Source organism: Mycobacterium sp. 1245111.1, assembly GCF_001673405.1.
Taxonomy (GTDB): domain Bacteria; phylum Actinomycetota; class Actinomycetes; order Mycobacteriales; family Mycobacteriaceae; genus Mycobacterium.
In genome coordinates this window covers 309,884-328,617 of sequence record NZ_LZLV01000112.1, presented here as the reverse complement: position 1 = coordinate 328,617, position 18,734 = coordinate 309,884, and the positions used below count along the sequence as shown (strand labels likewise).

17 protein-coding genes are annotated in these 18,734 nt (G+C 67.7%); 6 read left to right on the top strand and 11 right to left on the bottom strand.

The window, feature by feature from the left end; genetic code table 11:
- Positions 1-26 precede the first annotated feature (26 nt).
- The 4 genes from A5658_RS18095 to A5658_RS18080 are packed head-to-tail and all read right to left on the bottom strand — an operon-like array spanning position 27 to position 5,564.
- On the bottom strand, positions 27-1,634 hold the full coding sequence (locus tag A5658_RS18095) for a virulence factor Mce family protein (RefSeq protein ID WP_067338080.1): 1,608 nt from the start codon (positions 1,632-1,634) through the stop codon (positions 27-29).
- Positions 1,631-3,223 carry an MCE family protein gene (locus A5658_RS18090; protein ID WP_067338078.1) on the bottom strand — a complete coding sequence of 531 codons (1,593 nt, stop codon included), beginning with the start codon at positions 3,221-3,223 and terminating at the stop codon, positions 1,631-1,633. The genes A5658_RS18095 and A5658_RS18090 overlap by 4 nt, the downstream gene beginning before the upstream one ends.
- Complete coding sequence (locus A5658_RS18085; RefSeq protein ID WP_067338076.1) at positions 3,220-4,260, bottom strand: virulence factor Mce family protein; 1,041 nt, start codon at positions 4,258-4,260, stop codon at positions 3,220-3,222. The genes A5658_RS18090 and A5658_RS18085 overlap by 4 nt, the downstream gene beginning before the upstream one ends.
- Complete coding sequence (locus A5658_RS18080) at positions 4,257-5,564, bottom strand: MCE family protein (RefSeq protein ID WP_067338069.1); 1,308 nt, start codon at positions 5,562-5,564, stop codon at positions 4,257-4,259. The genes A5658_RS18085 and A5658_RS18080 overlap by 4 nt, the downstream gene beginning before the upstream one ends.
- Before the next feature lie 220 nt (positions 5,565-5,784).
- On the opposite strand from A5658_RS18080, the gene A5658_RS18075 reads away from it, so the two are divergent.
- The gene (locus A5658_RS18075) at positions 5,785-6,453 is read left to right on the top strand and encodes a TetR/AcrR family transcriptional regulator (protein ID WP_082993256.1); all 669 of its coding nucleotides are present in this window, start codon (positions 5,785-5,787) and stop codon (positions 6,451-6,453) included.
- Here the strand turns inward: A5658_RS18075 and A5658_RS18070 are convergent.
- The 6 genes from A5658_RS18070 to A5658_RS18045 all read right to left on the bottom strand — a co-directional run bounded on the left by A5658_RS18070 (position 6,442) and on the right by A5658_RS18045 (position 10,483).
- Positions 6,442-6,897, bottom strand: coding sequence for a DUF417 family protein (locus A5658_RS18070; RefSeq protein ID WP_067338064.1), 456 nt, complete (start codon positions 6,895-6,897; stop codon positions 6,442-6,444). The genes A5658_RS18075 and A5658_RS18070 overlap by 12 nt on opposite strands.
- A 49-nt stretch (positions 6,898-6,946) precedes the next feature.
- Positions 6,947-7,606 carry a nitroreductase family protein gene (locus tag A5658_RS18065; protein ID WP_067338060.1) on the bottom strand — a complete coding sequence of 220 codons (660 nt, stop codon included), beginning with the start codon at positions 7,604-7,606 and terminating at the stop codon, positions 6,947-6,949.
- A 68-nt stretch (positions 7,607-7,674) separates the two neighbouring features.
- Entirely contained in the window at positions 7,675-8,409 is a 735-nt protein-coding gene (locus A5658_RS18060) for a DUF899 domain-containing protein (protein WP_067338056.1), read from the bottom strand.
- A 17-nt stretch (positions 8,410-8,426) separates the two neighbouring features.
- On the bottom strand, positions 8,427-9,173 hold the full coding sequence (locus A5658_RS18055; protein WP_067338563.1) for an SDR family oxidoreductase: 747 nt from the start codon (positions 9,171-9,173) through the stop codon (positions 8,427-8,429).
- Between the two features lie 45 nt (positions 9,174-9,218).
- Positions 9,219-10,004: an alpha/beta fold hydrolase gene (locus A5658_RS18050; RefSeq protein WP_255361350.1), complete on the bottom strand. Its 786-nt coding sequence runs from the start codon at positions 10,002-10,004 to the stop codon at positions 9,219-9,221.
- Positions 10,001-10,483, bottom strand: a complete 483-nt coding sequence (locus A5658_RS18045) for a MarR family winged helix-turn-helix transcriptional regulator (protein ID WP_067338053.1) — start codon at positions 10,481-10,483, stop codon at positions 10,001-10,003. The genes A5658_RS18050 and A5658_RS18045 overlap by 4 nt, the downstream gene beginning before the upstream one ends.
- Before the next feature lie 74 nt (positions 10,484-10,557).
- On the opposite strand from A5658_RS18045, the gene A5658_RS18040 reads away from it, so the two are divergent.
- Entirely contained in the window at positions 10,558-11,076 is a 519-nt protein-coding gene (locus A5658_RS18040) for a phenolic acid decarboxylase (protein ID WP_067338557.1), read from the top strand.
- Between the two features lies 1 nt (position 11,077).
- Here A5658_RS18040 and A5658_RS18035 read toward each other — a convergent pair whose 3' ends face one another.
- A complete protein-coding gene (locus A5658_RS18035) occupies positions 11,078-11,860 on the bottom strand; it encodes an SDR family NAD(P)-dependent oxidoreductase (RefSeq protein ID WP_231997357.1) in 783 nt (260 codons plus the stop codon).
- A 121-nt stretch (positions 11,861-11,981) separates the two neighbouring features.
- Between A5658_RS18035 and A5658_RS18030 the strand changes: the two genes are divergently transcribed.
- The 4 genes from A5658_RS18030 to A5658_RS18015 all read left to right on the top strand — a co-directional run bounded on the left by A5658_RS18030 (position 11,982) and on the right by A5658_RS18015 (position 18,639).
- Positions 11,982-12,929 carry a sigma-70 family RNA polymerase sigma factor gene (locus tag A5658_RS18030; protein WP_067338049.1) on the top strand — a complete coding sequence of 316 codons (948 nt, stop codon included), beginning with the start codon at positions 11,982-11,984 and terminating at the stop codon, positions 12,927-12,929.
- A gap of 76 nt (positions 12,930-13,005) precedes the next feature.
- Positions 13,006-13,377, top strand: coding sequence for a heme-binding protein (locus A5658_RS18025; protein ID WP_231997356.1), 372 nt, complete (start codon positions 13,006-13,008; stop codon positions 13,375-13,377).
- Between the two features lie 20 nt (positions 13,378-13,397).
- Positions 13,398-13,655, top strand: a complete 258-nt coding sequence (locus tag A5658_RS18020; protein ID WP_197503153.1) for a hypothetical protein — start codon at positions 13,398-13,400, stop codon at positions 13,653-13,655.
- A gap of 157 nt (positions 13,656-13,812) precedes the next feature.
- Entirely contained in the window at positions 13,813-18,639 is a 4,827-nt protein-coding gene (locus tag A5658_RS18015; RefSeq protein ID WP_067338038.1) for a cation-translocating P-type ATPase, read from the top strand.
- The last annotated feature ends 95 nt before the right edge of the window (positions 18,640-18,734 follow it).

Below are 18,734 nucleotides of genomic sequence, written 5' to 3'. Positions count from 1 at the left end.
CGCGCGTACCGCGGTCGTCGTGCGCCTCACGAGCCGGCTCCTGTCGGCGCTTCAGCGGGCAGCGGCGCTCCGGCCGGCGACGCAGGTCCAGGCGTCGGAGCTACCGGGCCGGCGACCACGCCCGGGCCGGGCGGTGGCGGCGGGACCGGCACCTGCGGAGCATTCAGCCCCATCGGCGGCAAGATCGGGTTCTCGTCGTACGCGTTCGGTGGTCCCGGCGGGGTCTGCACCCCGGATTGCGGCGGCGCGATGTCCGGGCCACCCATCAGTTCGGCCAGCGAATCCGGGGTCAACAAGCCGGCCGTGATCGGCCCCACCTGCGTCCCCTGCATTCCGGGCGCGACGACCCAACCCGGTTGAGTGTTGCGGTGCGCCAACGGTGTATCGGGCACCCAGATCCCGGGGACGGTGGTGTCCTTGTAACCGTTTGGCGGATGCAGCCGTGGCTCGGAGTAGGCGACCTCTTTGGGAAGGATCGCGGCGGTGCTGCCGAGGTTGAGCCCGAACGGCAAGTAGTTGAACTTCATCGCGTCCAACACCGGCGCCAGATACTGCGCGCACAGCTCGGCAGACTCCTGGTTCCCCAGCCGACTGCCGGCCTGGATCGCACTGCAGATGAACTGCATTGGGTTCGCGAAGCTCGTGATCGCCGGGTTGCCGACGACAGCGCCGTGCGCCGGGTAGTAAATCTGGCCGAGGTTTCCCCACAGGTTGGGCAGGACGTGCAGCACGCTTTCCAATCCGTTCCGCGGATCCGGCTGGAGCACCGTGTTGGTCGCGGTGGCCAGATTGTCGACGTCGTGCGCCAACACCTCATGGTTCTTGGCCAAGAACGGACGCAGCGTCGAGAGCAAGCCATCGAACTGCTGCAAGGCGTTGGCGAGATCTTGATCGGACCCGGTCAAGCTGGTGGTGAACTGGGACAGGTTCTTGTTCAGCGCGACGAACTTCTGGTCGTCTTGGTGCAGGTCGTTGACGAACATCGCCAGGCTGCGCACCACCGCGAACAGGTCACCGCGACCCTCGTTGAGGGCGGTCAACGTGCGCGACAGGCTGTCGAACGTGGTGTTGATCTGCCTGCCCTTGCCGGCCAGACCATTGGCGAACGAGTCGATGGCCTCGCCGAACGGGCCCTCGGGCTGCTTTTTCGTCGGGCCGAACTCTTCCACGATGTTGGTGACCGAATTGCGCAGTTCGTCCCACTCGGTCGGCACCTGGGTGCGCTCGGCCGGAATCACCGCGTGATCGCCCATCACGGGCCCGCCGGTGTAGGGCGGCTCCAACTGAATGTTGCGTGAGGCGACCAGGGTCGGGTTGAGGATGACCGCGGAGGCGTTGGCGGGCACCTTGTACTTGTTGCTGTAGTGGAACGTCACCTTCATCTTGTCGCCGGCGGGCTCGATTTTGTCGATCGAGCCCACCCCCGCACCCATGATCTGGACCTCGTCACCGGGATAGATCGCATCGGCCCGCGGGAAATAGGCGTCCACGGTGTTGGTGGTCAACTCGTGGTAGATCCGTCCGCCGACGAAGACGGCAACCAGCGCAAGCGCCACCACCAACGACCCGATGATCAACGAAGCCCGGGACTTTCTCGGCAGTCGCAGATTGCGAATATCGAAGCGGTTACTCAATTCTGGCTACCTCCCTGCGCACCGCTGCCGCCCGTTCCACTGGGGTTGATGAACGGCGCCGGCAGGTCGGCGCCGGGTCCCGGAGGCGCCGGGGGCACGGCCATCGGCGGCGGGGGTGGCGCCGCCGCGGGGTTGGCCGGAGCGGGTCCCGGCAGCGGTCCCAATGGCTCCGTGCGCGCGCCGGGGGCCGCGTTCGGCGGCAGCGGCACCGGCGTGCCGGGCACGTCGGGTTGCACCTGGCCCGGCCGGCCGGCGATCGGGATCCCCGGTGTCGGGGGGAGGCCGTTCGGGTTGGGTGGCGAGGTCGCGACGTCGATCGGAGCGGGGAAACTGCCGCCGAACGGCGCCAGATCCGTTCCCACGCAGGGCAACGGGTTTCCGGGACGCGGTAACAAGTCCGGCGACGGCGTGTACGAGCACGGCGTGCCGGGTGGCACCGCCGGCCCCGGGTGATCCGGGGTGCCTTCCAGCACCGGCGGCGCCGTGGGCGGTGCCCCGTTGGGGAATCGCGTGCCGTTCGGGTCGGGGAACCGGAAGGCCGGCAAACCGGCACTGCGCCAGAAGTCCTCGGGATCGATACCGCGCTTCTTGAACGCGGCGTCCACCCACGGCTGCAAGATCCAATACGGCAGCAGGTTTGCCAGCGACACCTTGAAATACGGCCCCGATGCGATGGCCTCGTTGAGTCCGGCCGTGAATTTGGCTGCGATCGAGAGAGATTGAGCCAAATCGTCCTTGCGAGCCACCAGTAGGTCGCTGACAACACGCAATTGTTCGAGTACGTGATTCAGGTTCGGGTTGTCGTTGACGAGGTTCTGTACCTGGGCCGAGAAAGCGGACACGTTGTCCAGAAGTGAGCTGATCGCCCGGCTGCGCTCGTTGAGCGCGCCCAGCAGGTTATTCGAGTTCACCAGCAGGCGGTCGACCTGCGGGCCGCGATCACTCAGCACGCGGGCCACTTTGTTCGCCTGTGCCAGCAGGTGCTTGACGTCGTCATCGCGCTTGCCGATGGTGTCGGAGAACTTGGCGACGCCGTCGAGCGCGGCGCTCAGATGCGGGTAGGTCTGATTAATGGTCTGCGACAACACATTCAGCGACTGTTTGACGGTGTCGATGTTCCAGCCGGCGGCAGCCTTGGTGGCGTCGGTGAACGCGTCGTAGATCTGATAGGGAGTCGTGCTCTGGGTCAGCGGCAGCACACCGTTGGGACGCAGCGTCTGCGTTCCCCGCGGTTCGATTTGGAGCACCTTCTTGCCCAGGATGGTGTCGGTGCGGACAGCGAGCCGACTCTCCGTCCCAATGGTGTTGGCACCGATCGAGAACTTCATCACGATGCGGTCGCCGGCGATCTTGACCTCCTCGACGCTGCCGACGTTCATGCCCGTGATGCGCACCTTGTCACCCTTTTTGAGGCCGCCGGTGTTGCTGAACTGCCCGTAGTAGCTGGGGCTGGCGAACAACATCGGAACGCTGGTGAAGGTTTGGCCCACTGCGACGCCGAGCAGCACCACGACCAAACCCATGACTCCGAGCAGCGACCGGTTCGGCGGGTCTAACAGCTGATTTTTGAGGGCACCCCAGGTTGTCATTGCGGCGTGCACCTCCCGGTCGGCTGGCCCCAGATCTTGACGGTGCGGACGGGGCCGCCGGGCTGGAACCCGTTTTCCATCAGCGTGATGTCGCAGACGTAGAAGTTGACCCAGTCGCCGTACACCCCGATGGCACGGCCAAGCTGGTTCAACGCGGGCGGGAACCGCTGGATCAGGTCGTTGTACTGGTCGCGCTGGTCGACGATCGGCTGCTGCACGGCCTCCAGGTAGTTCAGCGATTTGTGCAGCAGCGCGCGGTTGTCCGACAACAGATCGGCTACCACTCCCGCGCCCTCACTGATGTGGGCGGTGTTGGCCGCCAACGAATCAGCATGGTTCGAGAGCCCGGTGATGAGCTTCTCGAAGTTGTCGATGGTCTGGTCGAACTCCATGCGATGGTGCACCGTGGTGTCCAGCACGACGTTGAGATTTTTGATCACCTCACCGATGGCCTGGTCGCGCTCGGCCAGGTGCGAGGTGAGTTGCGCGGTCTGATCGAGGATGTCGTTGATAGTGCCGCCCTGACCCTGGAAGACCGTGACGATGGCCGAGGCGATCGTGTTGATCTTCTGCGGATCGAGAGCCTTGAAGAGAGGTTTGAAGCCGCCGATCAGCGCGTCGAGATCCAGGGCCGGCGAGGTGTGCGACAGCGGGATGAACCCACCCGGCGGCAGGACCCGGTCGACACCTTCACCCTCCCCGCGCTTGAGTTCGAGGTAGCGGTCGCCTACCAGGTTGAGGTAGCGGATCTGCGCAGTCGTCGACTGGTACAGCGGTAGCGCGCGGTCGACGGTGAAGTCCACCCGTATCCGCTTGCCGCTGTCGACGAGCTTCAAGTTCTTGACTTTGCCGACCTCTACCCCCGAGGCGCGGACGAACTGACCGTTCTGCAACCCACTGGCATCACTGAAATCTGCGGAGTAGGTGTAGGTCCGGTCGAAACGGATCTGACCGAACACCACGACGATCAACACGGTGAAGAACATCAGCACCGCGCTGACGGAGCCGAGCTTGACGAGGGTTCCAGAGATTTTCATGGGTTGATCGTGTTGTCCCCTACTTGGCGTCCCCACACGTACTCGGTTGCGTACGGCGAGCCGGTCTCGACGTGGTTGTACGGTGCGATTTCGGCGCCGATGTCCATCACTGTCGCGGGGGCCGGCCACAGCTGCCGCGTAATGGGCTGCCAGCAGCCCGGCGCACCACCCGGCCCGCCACGGGCATTCACTCGCGGCAGATTGTCCGGATACACATAGGGATTCGGCGCCCCGGCGACTAATCCAGCCAGACCCAACTGGCCGAGAGATAGCGCTGTGCCGGCCAGCCCCGCGGGAGTGAGCAAAAGTCCTGCACCGGAAAGGACTTCAGAGCGGGCCCGTAGCGCATAGCCATTGCCGCCACCCACGGCAGCGTAGACCTGTGGTTCGACGTCGTGGTAATTGCGTATCGTGCAATTGATTTCGGGGCTGTAGGTGTCGAGGAGCTTGAGGGTGGGCGACAGGTCGGCAAGCCCCCGCTGGAAATACGGCCCACCGCGACGAACAACGTCGGCGCCCGTGTTACCGAGCCCGGCCGCGGCGAGCAATGCCTGATCCAGATCGTCCTGCTGGCGGTGTAGCGTGCGCGCCGTGGTCACCGCATTGTTGAGGAAATCCAACAGGTTTGGCGCCGCATCGGCGTAAATGTCGCCGAGGGCCGCCAACTGCTGGACGTCATGGCGGATCTGCGGCATCTGCGGATTCACGTCGTCGAGAACGGCGTTGGCGTTGACCAGCGCCTGCCCGAACTTGTCGCCGAGCCCGTTCAACGCCTGAGCGGCCGCGCTCAGCGTCAGGTTCAGCTTGACGGGGTCGATCTTCTCGGCGATCGACGTGATCGTCTGGAACAACGTGTTGACTTCCGTCGTCACCGACCTGGCATCGATCACATCGTGTGGCGTGATCCGTTGCGGTGTAGGCTTTTTCGGCGATGTCAGCGACACATACTTTTGACCGAATACCGTGGTCGCCTTGATATTGGCGTTCACGTTGACCGGAATCAGCTTGATATACCGGGGGTACACGTCGAGGATGAGCTTGGCCGCCGGTTTGTTGTCGCGCCGGACCTCGGAAACGCTTGCCACCCGGCCGATCTCGACTCCGTTGTAGGTGACCTTCGAGCCGGGGTCCATCACCAGGCCGGCCCGGGCAGACAGCATGGTCAGGTGCGTCTTCGGCGTGAAGTCGCCCCGAAACTGCCCATACACCAGCGCGGTTATCACCACCGCGAGGACGAACATCACGACGGCAACCGTTTTGTACGGGGGGGTACGCGGGTCGTTGGCCTTCGCCGGCGTCGTCATGGCGAGTCCCCCGCGACCGCGAGGCTGGGGTGGAGGCCGTCGAGCGTTGCGCCGGCGAACAGGCAAGCCATCGCCCAGATCGGCGTGACGCCGTCTGTCGGCCGATGCTTGCGCACGCCTCCCCCTCGTTGGGCTACCGGAGTAAACTAAATTGGCGCTATCATATTATCAGCGCGATCACGGACGCAACGTTGGATCGACAGGATCTGAGGAGGGTGTGATGCCGATGCGGCGCAGCTTATCGCCGCGGCGGCGTGAACCTGCTGGGCGAAGTCCCGGTCGCCCCCGCGCGGGTGAGGGCGTCGACACGCGGGCGGCGTTGCTCGGCAGCGCGCTCGCCTTGTTCGCTACCCGGGGTTATGCAGGCGTGACGGTCGGTGAGATAGCCGCCGCGGCCGAGGTGACAGTTCCGGTCATCTATCAGCGTTTCGGCAGTAAGGCCGAACTTTTCATCGCCGTCGCCGAGGACGCCTACGACCGTGGACTGCGCCATCTTCAATCGGCGATTTCCGGTGTTTCGTCATTCGATGCCGCGATCGACACCGTGCTCGATGCGGTCGCCAGCCTGAACAAACTTGACCGCCACACGACCGCGATGGTGCTGATCGTCCCCGCCGAAGCGCGCCGCTTCGAGGAACTCTCCGGAAAGTTGCAGCCGACCCTGCAGCGGCTGGGCGCCTTCTTCGACGAGATCGCCGACCTCGCTCCGCACGACCTCGCGCCGGATCCCCGCGCGCGCCGCGATCTGTCCCGCGCCCTGGTCAGCGTGTGCGGTGGGCTGGCCAGCGCCGCGATGATGATCGAGGACGCCGGGGACTACGAGCGCGTAGTCGACTCGATGCGCGCTCTGATCGGCGCGCGGCCTCGAACGCTGATGTCAGCGCGCTAGTTCCGACGCCCGGAGTGCCTCGCCGAGCGTCCACACCGCGACGCCAAGCAGCACAACGTCTTTCAGCAGAAACTGGCCCGGCAGGGCCGACAGCACCGGGATCGGTCCGACGAACCGGCTGACCACACCGGGCGTGGTGAACAAGAAGCTCAACGTCCCACAGAACAGCACGATCGCCAACGCGCTGCCGACCGCGGATAATCGGGCCGAAAATGGCCGCGCGACAATGAGAATCGCGGCCACGATCTCCATCGTCCCGAGGCCGCGTGCCACGGTATTGACGCTGAACACGTCGTAGACCCAGCTCATCAGCGGGCTGTGTTCGATCAACGTCCGGCTTTCCATCTTGATGTACTTGCCGAATCCGATCCACGCCAGCACCAGCGCCAGCCCGTACCTGCCGATTCCCTCCCCCAGCGCTGAAAGGCGTGTTGTCGTAGGCAAAGCAATGCTCCGTTCGATTGACGTGCAGTGACTCCGTCGAGATAACGAGTCACCGCCCCGTCCGGTTCACGGTCCGCTCGGCCGTGCGATCGTCCCAGTGATCGAAGTTCACCACCTCGCTGAGCGGTCGGCGTCGCACCGGCCCATGCCGACCTTTGGGCCAGCCAATCACGATGTGCCCGGCCAGCATCCAGTCGTTGGGCACGCCGACGGCATCGCGCAGCAGTTGTTCACCGCCGTAGGCGCCCCAGCTGGTCAGGCACGCACCAAGACCCTGCGCCCGGGCGGCCAGCAAGAAGTTTTGCATCGCCGGAAAGATCGACCCGCCGAGCAGCAGCTCCGACGCCGTCGGAAAGTACTTCTGGGCGAACAGGACTGAGGTGAATTCACCGGCCCGGTCGTGTAGCTCGTAGGTCGCCCGATTGGACCGGGCGCGACGGCTGTCGTCGTCGGGCGCGGGCCGAGTCATGCCGTAAACGGGTTCGATGATCTGCAGCGCCTGCGCGGCAGCCTTGGCCACCACCGCCCGTTGCTCGGGCGAGCGCAACACGACGAAGCGCCAGGCCTGTGCGTTGGCGCCCGAGGGTGCCCACATCGCGGCTTGCAGACAGCGCTCCAGCGTGGCGTCATCCACGGGCTGGTCGGTGAATCGACGGATCGTGCGCGCGGTCGACATCGTCTCCCAGATGTCGGTGGTCGCCCCCGGCATGCGGTCCCCCTTCCGGTTTCCCTTTCGGGAAGAACCTACTGCGCGCAGCCGAGCGGCGTTCGACGATGTCAGCCGCGTGCGGGTCGCGGGTCGTGGGGATCGTTCGGGTCGGGGTCGCCGAACCATCGCGACGGGGTGTGCTCGCCGTAGCTGTCGTGCCAGTCCCACCACTCGTAGGGAGGGCTCTGCGGGTAGCCCTCCGGCGAGTCTTCCCAGGTCTCCTGACGGCCGAGCGGTGTCAGGTCCAAGAGGCTCCAGGTATTGCCGAGCACCTCGTCGCCGCGTCCGCTGATGAAGTAGGTGCGGTAGACCCGGTCGCCGTCGTGGATGAAGACATTGGTCCCGTGCCACTCGTCAACGCCGAAGTCCTCGTCGAAGCTGTCGGTGATCGAATACCACGGCATCCGCCAGCCCATCCGTTCCTTCAATCGCTCGATTCCGGGCTGCGGGGCGCGCGAGGCGAACACCAGCGTGGTGTCGCGCGCGTTGAGGTGGGCCAGGTTGCCGATGTGGTCGGCGATCATCGAGCAACCGCGGCAGCCGTGATCGGGCCAGCCCTCGATGTCGGGCCCGACGAAGGCGCGATAGACGAGCAGTTGCCGCCGGCCCTGAAACAGGCCCAGCAGGTCGACTTTGCCGTCAGGGCCGTCGAACTCGTAGTCCTTCTCGACGAGCAGCCAGGGCATCCGTCGTCGCCGCGCGGCCAACGCATCGTGTGCGCGCATCACTTCTTTTTCCTTGGTGCGAAGCTGCTGATGCGCGGCCGTCCAGTCCTGCGCCGACACGATCGGTGGTGTGTTCATCTGTGCGCCTTTCGCTTTTAGTTGGTTGCGGCCAGGCCCGCGGCGGTGAGCAGAAACGAGCCGTGCTGGCGGCCGGCGGCGAGGTCCAGTACCGATCGGCCGACCTGTTCCACTGTGAGCGCGGGTCCGCCGGCATTGACGAACGTCGCGACGTCGACACCCTGCCGATCGGCATACGCCGCAACAGCTTTGGCGCCCAAGTCGGTGGCTGGTGTCAGCCGCGGCAACACCGACACGAATCGAATGCCCAGCCCAGCCCGCTCGGATTCGATTGCGGCGTAGTCGGCGACGAACTTGACGGCAGCCTTGGCCCCCGCGTAGCCGCCGCTCAACGGCGAGCCGTTGACGGCCGCGCCGCTCGACATGGCGATCACCGAACTGCCCGGCGCCAGCGCACCACGCAACGCCAGCCGGCTCCAGTGAAATGCCTGCGCGACGTCCACGTTCCAGTTCTGACTGAAGCTCTCCCACGTCTGGTCCTGTAACGGACTCATCGTCGGGCTGGCCCCAGCGCACAACACCAGTGTGCGCGGCTGGTGCTCGTCGATCAGCCGTTCGGCCACCTCGGGGTCGGCGGCGTCGGCCGCGACCGCGGTGAATGTCTCGCCGAGTTCGTCGTGCAGCTCGTCCAATTGTCTGCTGCCGCGGGCAACGCCGACGACCCGCGCGCCCGCGCCAGCCAGCGCCGTGGCAATCGCACGGCCGAATCCGCGACTCACTCCGGTCACGATCGCCGGCGTGCCGGCCAGTGACTCGATCTCCATGTTGGTCATAGTGAGTTCGATACGGCGCGCGGCCGGAATTCATCGCTACCCCGGTGACGAATGTTGCGGGCCGGCCCGCTGCGTGCTGGTGCGGATCAGGCGTTCGCAAAGGGCCGGATCGTCGATCATCGGGACATGGCCGACCCCGGGCAACAACACGAATTCGGCCTGCGGCAACCTGTCCTGCGCGATCGCGCCGTTGATGGCGGGGGGAAAGATTCGGTCGTTCGCCGACCACGCCAGGGTGATCGGGCACGGCAGGGGGTGGAGCGGTTCGACACTTTCCGTGGTGGCAAGCAAATCGCTTGTGGCACTGCAGTTTACCGTGTCGCGGGCAGCGGTGACGGCCTGTGCGGCGGTTAGACGTTCACCGTGCTCGGCGATGTCGCGCATCGCCAGTCGGCGCACGAACCCGGCCCGCAGGGCTACCGGGGCCACCGGCCGAGTGACCCGGGCGAGAGCCGCCATCCGACGAATTCGACTGGTAGCGCCGGTTTCGTCGCTGCCGCCCCGGGTCCAGAACCCGGCCGGTGAGAAGGCGCACACGGTCAGGGCGCGATCGCGACGGGCCAACTCGATCGCCATCCAACCGCCCAGCGAGTTGCCTGCGATGTGCACTCGGTCGAGTCCTCGCGCGTCCAGCAGGCCTTCGATCTGGTCGGTCAAGGCGCCGACGCTGGCCCTGCCGGTCAGCGGTGGTCCGCCGTGGTGCCCGGCCGCGGTGGGCGCGATGACGTCGTAGTGGTCGCTCAGCAGCGAGACGACGTCGGCCCAGGCGGCGGCTGACATCGTCACACCGTGCAGCAGAAGAAGCGGCGACTTCGCAGTCACGACGCGGTGGTTCGGGTCAGCGGTTGGCGGCCGGCGCGCTGGGTGCCGGATTCGTCTTCCAGGGCAGCGAGCAACGCCCGAAGCGCCGGTATGCCCCGTTCGAGCGCCGCACGTTCTTTCGTGGCGAGCCTGCCGATCGCGCGCCGCAGGGCGGCGGTGCTGGTGCGGTCGTAGCGGTGGAGCATGTCGCGGGATTTCGGCGAGAGCCCGAGTTGAACGGTGCGCAGGTCGATGGTCGACGGCGTCCGTTTGAGCAGACCGGCCGCGGTCATCGTTCGAACGAGGTTGCTGATAGTCGACGGGGCGACCCGTAACTGCGTTGCCAACTCCGAAGGGGTTGCGGTGCCGACAATCTCGAGCTCGCGCAGCAGTTCGATCTGCGCCTCGGGCAGGTCGGGGAGGTCCTCGGCCAGCCGGGTCCGCAGGACGGCGCGGCGCAACGGCCCGATCAGTCGACCGAACTCCGACGCAGTGTCCACGGGTCGAGTATGACATAGTCTGTTTGTTACAAAATAATTTTGTGACAAAGCTACTTCGCATCCAGGAGACGCTCGTGGCAACGATCGGCAGTGCGATTCCCCCGCAGGACCTGACCGGCATCGTCGGGCATCGCTTCATCTACACCTACGCCAGCGGCTGGCAGTACGAGATGTACGTCAAGAACGAGCACACCATCGACTACCGCATCCACTCCGGCATGGTCGGTGGTCGCTGGGTGAAGGATCAGCAGGTCGACGTCGCGCAGCTCGACGACGACCACTTCAAGATCTCGTGGACCGAGCCGACCGGGACGTCCGTGGCCGTCAACGTCATGCCGGGCAAACGGCGCCTGCACGGCGTGATCTTCTTTCCGCAGTGGGTCGAGCAGCACGGTGAGCGCACGGTCTGCTTCCAGAACGACCATCTCGACCAGATGCGCGCCTACCGCGACCAGGGTCCGACCTACCCCATCTTCGTCGTCCCGGAATTCGCCACGATCACCTTCGTGGAAGCCGTCGGCACCGATGACGAGTCGGTGATCTCGACGGCTCCCGCCGATCTGCCTCCGGGCTGGGCCGACCGCACCAATTGATCTACTGCGCCGCGTCCACCAGCAGCGCCGCGTACAGGCGCTCGAGTGTTCTGGCCGGGCCGTCGCTCCAGCTCTCGGCCAGCGCCGCCGTAAAGGGATCGGGAAATATGTCCTCGTCGCCGTGGGCCAGTCCGTCGAAGATGGCTCGCGCCACAGATTCCGGGGAGCTCTTCGCTATCTCGAGGCCGCGGGTCATGTCGGTGTCTACGGGGCCGGTCAGGACGGCATGGACACTGACGCCTCGGCCGACGAGAAGGGCACGCATCGATTGCGTGAGGTTGAATGCGGCCGCCTTCGAGACCGAATACGCGGGGATGAGGGGCAAGGGGGCAAGGGCGTTCACCGACAGGTTGTTGACGATCGCGCCACCGGACCGAGTCAGCAACGGCAGGAAGGCCTGGATCATGCTGTGGGTGCCATAGAGATTGACGGCGAGATGGCGGTCGAGCGCGGAAGAATCAGTCAGGTCGTCATACAGTGCCAGCCCGGCGTTATTGATCAGGACATCGAGCGATTCGACGTGCTCGACCGCGCTGTGAATCTGCGCCGCGTTGGTCACGTCGAGGGCCAGGGCCGTGACCCGACTGTCTTGGTGGGTCAGAGGGGCGCGCGTCCCGACGTACACGCGAGTCGCGCCTCTGGTCAACGCTTCCTCGACCAGCGCTCGCCCAATGCCGCGATTACCTCCCGTAACCAGGACTGATTTGTCAGCGACTGTCACCATGATGGCCATCTCCTTCATTGCCTGCTCGGTGATGCCGATGCACCACGAGCGCGGCACCACGTCCGCACCAATTCAGATACGTCGCGTGGGCGCGAATTCATCGATCCGCGGCCGATGAATTTCACCGGCGCGGTGTATCTCTAATGAAGTAGGTGTCTGCAGCCGCAAGGAAGAAGCGATCGTGCCCGCTCAGGAGGACTTCATCGAGCAGGCGGCGCCGTTTCGGGCCGAGTTGATCGCGCACTGCTACCGCATGCTCGGCTCGGCGCAGGATGCCGAGGATCTCGTCCAGGAGACGTATTTGCGCGGTTGGCGGGGTTACTCGGCCTTCGAGGAACGGGCCGCGCTGCGGACCTGGCTATACCGGATCGCCACCACCGCGTGCCTGCGCGCCTTGGAGAACCGCGCCCGCCGGGTGTTGCCCGCGGGCCTCGGGGCGGGATCGGACGATCCGGACGTCGACCTTGATGTACCCGGCGGCAGCTATCACTGGCTCGAGCCGCTGCCGGACGCGCGGACACCGGAGAGCACGGTCACCGCCCGCAGCAGTGTGCGGCTGGCGATCGCCACCGCCCTGCAGGAACTCCCGGCACGTCAGCGGGCGGTGCTGATCCTGCGTGACGTGGTGCAGTTCAGCGCCGCCGAGGTCGCGGAGTTGCTGGAGACCACCCCGGCCTCGGTCAACAGCGCGCTTCAGCGGGCGCGTGCCCGGCTCGCCGAGGTGGCGCCGAACGAAGACGACGTGGCCGAGCCAGATGACGCAGCCCGTCGCGACCTACTCGACCGGTACTGCGCGGCCTTCGAGAACGCCGATCTTGCGGCGCTCACCGAGCTACTACAAACCGACGTCAAGCTCGAAATGCCGCCGCTGGCAGTCTGGTTCACCGGGCGCGACGCGGTGACCCAATTCCTGGCGCAGCGGGCATTCGCCGAACCCGGCGACGTGGTGCTCGTCCAAACGTCGGCCAACGGGCAGCCCGCCGTCGCCGAATACCGCCGAGCCGCGGACGGCGTGCTGCGCGCGCATTCCATCCACGTGCTGACGCCCGGCGCGGCGGGCATCGCCGGGATGGTCGTCTTCCTCGACCCGGCGCTGTTCTCGGTATTCGATCTCCCGCCGACACGGTGAATTGGTGTCCATCGAGGGCCCGGTTTCTGCTTAGCTTTATTCGCCGGGGGAGGACCGCGCACCTTAGGAGGCAGTTGTGCCGCTCTCTACATTCGTGTCTCGTCGGACAGCGGTCGGCATGATCGCTGCCGGCGCCCTGTTGGTGACTGCCGGCCCAGCCGCGGCCGAGCCGTCGCCCAGGCCACCGAACTGTTCGGCCGCCGACGTCGCCGGGGTGGCGGCCGGCGTCGCGACGGCGTTGTCGACCTACCTCTTCACCCACCCCGATGTGAACGGCTTCTACACCGGTCTTGAGGATCAGCCCAAGGACCAGATCGGCGGCGAGGTGCAGAACTATTTCAGCGCCAATCCGCAAGAGGAAGCGGAGCTCGAGAACATCCGGCAGCCGATGAAAGACATCCGGGAGCGTTGCCACTGGACGCCACTGCTCGGGCAAGGTGGCGCGTGAAGCGTTGGGTCGCCGCGGCACTGGCGACGACGGGCGTCGTGTCGGGCTGCGTCGTTCCGCTGACCGGTGTGGCGAACGCCGACGTGTGCGCGGGTGTCGGCAGGCGCATTTCGGTCAGCGGCTGCACCAACGTGGCAGACACCGTCAACGGCTACGTTCCACCGCCGAGCGACTATGCCCCGCTGCCAGGGGATTTCCCGCCACCTCCGCCGCCACCGCCGCCGGTCCACGTCTGCGTCGGCGTCGGTCGGCGCGTCCACGTCAGCGGCTGTACCTAGCGGCTGGGGCGAATTGTTCGCTCAGCTGGACTCAGCCGAGACACGTACGCTCGTCTACTAACGGGGGACGTCGTTTTCCCCATTCGTCGTACAGCCAACGCCGCCACTTTGCCCGGGCGGCACTGATCGACAACGTAGACGTTGTGAAGGGTGCGTAATGAGGGTGCCAGGTGTGACCGCCTTGGTCGGCGGGGTCGCCGGCGGAGCAGTGCAAGCGCTACAAGCCGGGGTGCAGAGCGTGGCGACGACCACGGACGCACTGCAGACACTGACCGCCCCGGTGGTGGAGACCGTGACCCAGTCGACCGCACGCCTGCTGGGCACCGGCCGTTCGAGCAACGGCAACGACAACGCCTCGGCCCGGGTGCGTTGGCAGAGCGGAAGACGTGTCCACTTGGACCTCGACCCGCTGCTGCCGTTCCCGCGCTGGCACGAGCACGCCGCCGTGGTCGAAGGCCCGGTGCGCGCCGTGGCCGGTGTCGCCAGCGCCCACGTCGAGGGCTCGCTGGGCCGCCTGGTGGTCGAACTCGAAGGCGACGCCGACGCCGACGTCGTGCTGGAGACGGTTCGCGAGGTGGTGAACTCCGCGGCCTCTGAGCTCTTGGCCGCCGCGCGCGAGCCGCAGATCCGGATCGCACCGTTCGCCGACCCGGGTAACCCGCTCGCGGTCCTCGTGCCGCTGACCGCCGCCGCTTTCGACGCGGTGGCGCTCGGTGCCGCGGTGACGGGCTGGGTGGTTCGATTGCCGGCCGCGCCGAAGACGACGAGGGCGGCCGCCGCGCTGTTGAAGGATCAGCCGCGGGTGGTCGCGGTGCTCGAATCGCGGCTGGGACGGGTCGGCACCGACCTCGCGCTCGCCGCGTCGACCGCGGCGGCCAACGGCCTGACCCAGGCGGTCGGCACGCCGATCCTGAACCTGATCGAGCGCGTCCTGCAGATCTCGGAAGCCGAGGCGCACCGCCGCCGGTGGCGCGACCGCGAGCCGCAGCTGGCCTCACCCGACCGGCCGCAGGCCCCCGTGGTCCCGATCATCTCGTCCGCCGGCGTCGCCAAAGTGCAATCACCCCAGCATAATTGGGCTGCCGCAGCCGCCGGTGACGCGTCGCACGTCGTGGTCGACGGTTCGATCGACGCCGCGATCGACACGGCCAAGGGCTCGATGGCCGGGCCGGTCGAGGAGTACGTCGACTCCGCCGCCAACGGTTCACTGATCGCGGCCGCGAGCGCGCTGGTCGCCGGCGGGGGCCCCGAAGACGCCGCGGGCGCGGTGCTGGCCGGCATCCCGAAGGCCGCGCACATGGGCCGGCAGTCGTTCGCCGCGGTGTTGGGTCGCGGGCTGGCCGACGACGGGCAGATGATCCTCGACCCCGGCGCCCTGCGCCGGCTGGACCGGGTGAAGGTCGTCGTCATCGACGGCGCCGCGCTGCGCGGCGACCACCGCGCGGTGCTGCATGCCCGCGGCGACGTCACCGGCTGGGACGACGACCGGGTCTACGAGGTCGCCGACGCGCTTCTGCACTCGGAGGAGCCGCCGGAGCCCGACCCCGACGAACTGCCGGCCAACACCGCGCGCCTGCGCTGGCTGCGCCCCGAGGGACCGTCGGCCACCCCGGCGCAAGGCCTCGAGCATGCCGACCTCGTCGTCGACGGGGAGACGGTCGGCCACGTCGAAGTCGGCTGGGAGGTCGACCCGTTCGCGGTGCCGCTGCTGCAGATCGCCAACCGCACCGGCGCCCGCGTCGTGCTGCGTCATGTGGCCGGCACCCAGGACCTGGCGGCCAGCGTCGCGGCGAGTCATCCGAGCGGCACGCCGCTGCTGCGGCTGGTCCGCGACCTGCGGGCCGACCGCGGGCCGGTGTTGCTGATCACCGCGCTGCACCGTGACTTCGCCTCCACCGACACGCTGGCCGCGCTGGCCATCGCCGACGTCGGGGTCGCGCTCGACGACCCCAAGGCCGCCACCCCGTGGAGCGCCGACATCATCACCGGCACCGACCTCGCCGCGGCGGTACGGATCCTGTCGGCGTTGCCTGCCGCGCGGCAGGCCAGCGAGTCGTCGGTCAACCTCGCCAAGGGCGGCACCACGCTCGCCGGTCTGCTGCTGGTGACCGGAAATCCGTCGGGGCCGAGCAACCCGCTGGCGCTTCGGCGCTGGCTCAACCCCGTCAACGCCGCCGCGGCCAGCGCGGTGGTGTCGGGTGCATTCGCGGCCAGCAAGGTGCTGCGCCAACCCGATCCGACGCCGCAACCGCTGACCGCCTGGCACGCGCTGGACCCGGAGATCGTCTACGCGCGGCTGGCCGGGCGGGCCCGTCCGCTGGCGATCGAGCCCGGCATGCCCGGCTGGCGGCGCGTTCTCGAGGACCTGTCGTACAGCCCGGTGGTGTCGCCGCTGCGCGGGCCGGCCCGTCAGGTCGGCAAGCTGCTGTCCGCGACCAGGGCTGAGCTCGCCGATCCGCTCACCCCGATCCTGGCGGTCGGCGCGGCCGCGTCGGCGATCATGGGCAGCAACGTCGACGCGCTGCTGGTCGGCGGTGTGATGGCGGTGAACGCGTTGACCGGTGGCGCGCAACGACTGCGGGCCGACGCCGCGGCCGCCGAGTTGTTCGCCGAGCAGGAGCAGTTCGCGCGTCGGGTGGTCATCCCGACGGTCGCGACGGCGCGCCGCCGGTTGGAGGCGGCCCGCAATGCCGAACGTCTGGTCACAGTCAACGCGACCGCGTTGCGTCCCGGCGACGTGATCGACCTGGTGGCTCCCGACGTGGTGCCGGCCGACGCCCGTCTGCTGGTGGCCGAGGATCTCGAGGTCGACGAGTCGCTGTTGACGGGCGAGTCGCTGCCGGTCGACAAGCAGGTCGATCCGGTGGCGGCCGCTGATACCGAGCGGGCGAGCATGCTGTTCGAGGGCAGCACGATCGTCGCGGGCCACGCCCGGGCGATCGTGGTGGCGACCGGAGTGGGCACCGCCGCGCATCGCGCGATTTCGGCGGTGATCGACGTCGAATCGTCGGCCGGCGTGCAGGCCCGGCTGCGCGAGCTGACCGCCAAGGTGTTGCCCCTGACACTGGCCGGTGGCGCCGCGGTGTCGGCGCTGGCGCTGCTGCGCCGGGCCACGCTGCGCCAGGCGGTGGCCGACGGCGTCGCGATCGCGGTGGCCGCCGTGCCGGAGGGCCTGCCGTTGGTGGCAACGCTGTCACAGCTGGCCGCCGCGCAGCGCCTGTCGACGCGCGGCGTGCTGGTCCGGGCTCCCCGGACGATCGAGGCGCTGGGTCGCGTCGACACCATCTGCTTCGACAAGACCGGAACACTCACCGAAAACCGCCTGCGCCTGGTGCTTTCGGTGCCGGCCGCGACCAGCCCGCAGGGGCCGTTCCCCGGGCCGGCCGACACGGGGTCCACCCATGTCATGCGGGCCGCCGCGCGGGCGTCGTCGCAGCCGCACGAGGCGCAGGGCCACGCGCACGCCACCGACGAGGCGATCCTCAAGGCCGCCGAGTCCTACGCCGGCAGCACCGACCCCGACTGGAACCTGCTGGCCGAGGTCCCGTTCGAGTCCAGCCGCGGGTTCGCCGCCTCGATCGGCACGCTCGACGGCGACACCACGCGGCCAGTGCTGATGCTCAAGGGCGCCCCCGAGGTCGTCCTGCCCCGCTGCACGTTCACCGACCCGCAGGCCGACCTCGACCACGCAGAAGTGTTGGTGCACAACCTCGCCGAGCAGGGCCTGCGAGTGCTGGCGGTGGCAAAGCGCAGCTGGGACCGCGGCACCGACGACGAGAACACCGACGCCGACGCGGTCGACGAGGCCGCCCACGACCTTGAATTGATCGGCTACGTCGGACTGGCCGACACCGCCCGCCCGTCGGCTCGCCCGCTGATCGAGGCCCTGGTCGACGCCGACCGCGAGGTCGTGTTGATCACCGGCGACCACCCGGTGACCGCTCGCGCGATCGCGCGTCAACTCGGCCTTCCGGCCGACGCCCGGGTGATCACCGGCGCCGAACTCACCGGGCTCGACGAGGACGCGGCCGCAAAGCTCGCCGCCGACGTGCAGGTGTTCGCCCGGGTCAGCCCGGAGCAGAAGGTGCAGATCGTCGCGGCGCTGCAACGCTGTGGTCGGGTGACCGCGATGGTCGGCGACGGCGCGAACGACGCCGCCGCGATCCGGATGGCCGACGTCGGCATCGGGGTGAGCGGCCGCGGCTCGTCGGCCGCCCGCGGCGCCGCGGACATCGTGCTCACCGACGACGACCTGAGCGTGCTGCTCGACACCCTGGTCGAGGGCCGCGGCATGTGGGCCGGAGTGCGTGACGCGGTGACGATCCTGGTCGGCGGCAACGTCGGGGAGGTGCTGTTCACCATCATCGGCACCGCCCTGGGTAACGGGCGGGCGCCGGTCGGCACCCGGCAACTGCTGCTGGTGAACCTGCTGACCGACATGTTCCCCGCGCTCGCGGTCGCCGTGACCCCGCAGTTCGAGGAGCCCGACGCCGACGAATACGACACGGCGGAAGAGGCCGCCGAAGCCCGTCGCGCTTATCAGCGGTCGGTGCTGACCGGTCCGACGCCCTCGCTCGATGTTCCGCTGATGCGTCAGATCATCACCCGCGGAGCCGTCACCGCCGTGGGCGCGACCTCGGCCTGGGCGATCGGACGCTGGACCCCCGGTACCCAAAGACGCACCTCGACAATGGGATTGACTGCACTGGTGACCACCCAGCTGGCGCAGACGCTGCTGACCCGACGGCACAGCCCACTGGTGGTGGCCACGGCGCTGGGCAGCTCCGCGGTGCTGGTGGCGATCGTCCAGACCCCAGGCGTCAGTCACTTCTTCGGCTGCACGCCGCTGGGACCGGTCGCCTGGACCGGGGTCGTCGGCGCCACCGCCGGGGCCACGGCGCTGTCGGTTCTGGCACCTAACTTCGTGGCCAAAACCGCCGGAATGGTGCGGCCCGAGCTCGCGGAGGACACGGCCGAGGCCTAATCGGCGGCGAATTCCCGTTTTGTCCAGACAGCGGTGGGCACTCCCAGCAAGATCAACCCATGGCGATCGCAAGCGCGGCGCAGCCGGGCGCAGCG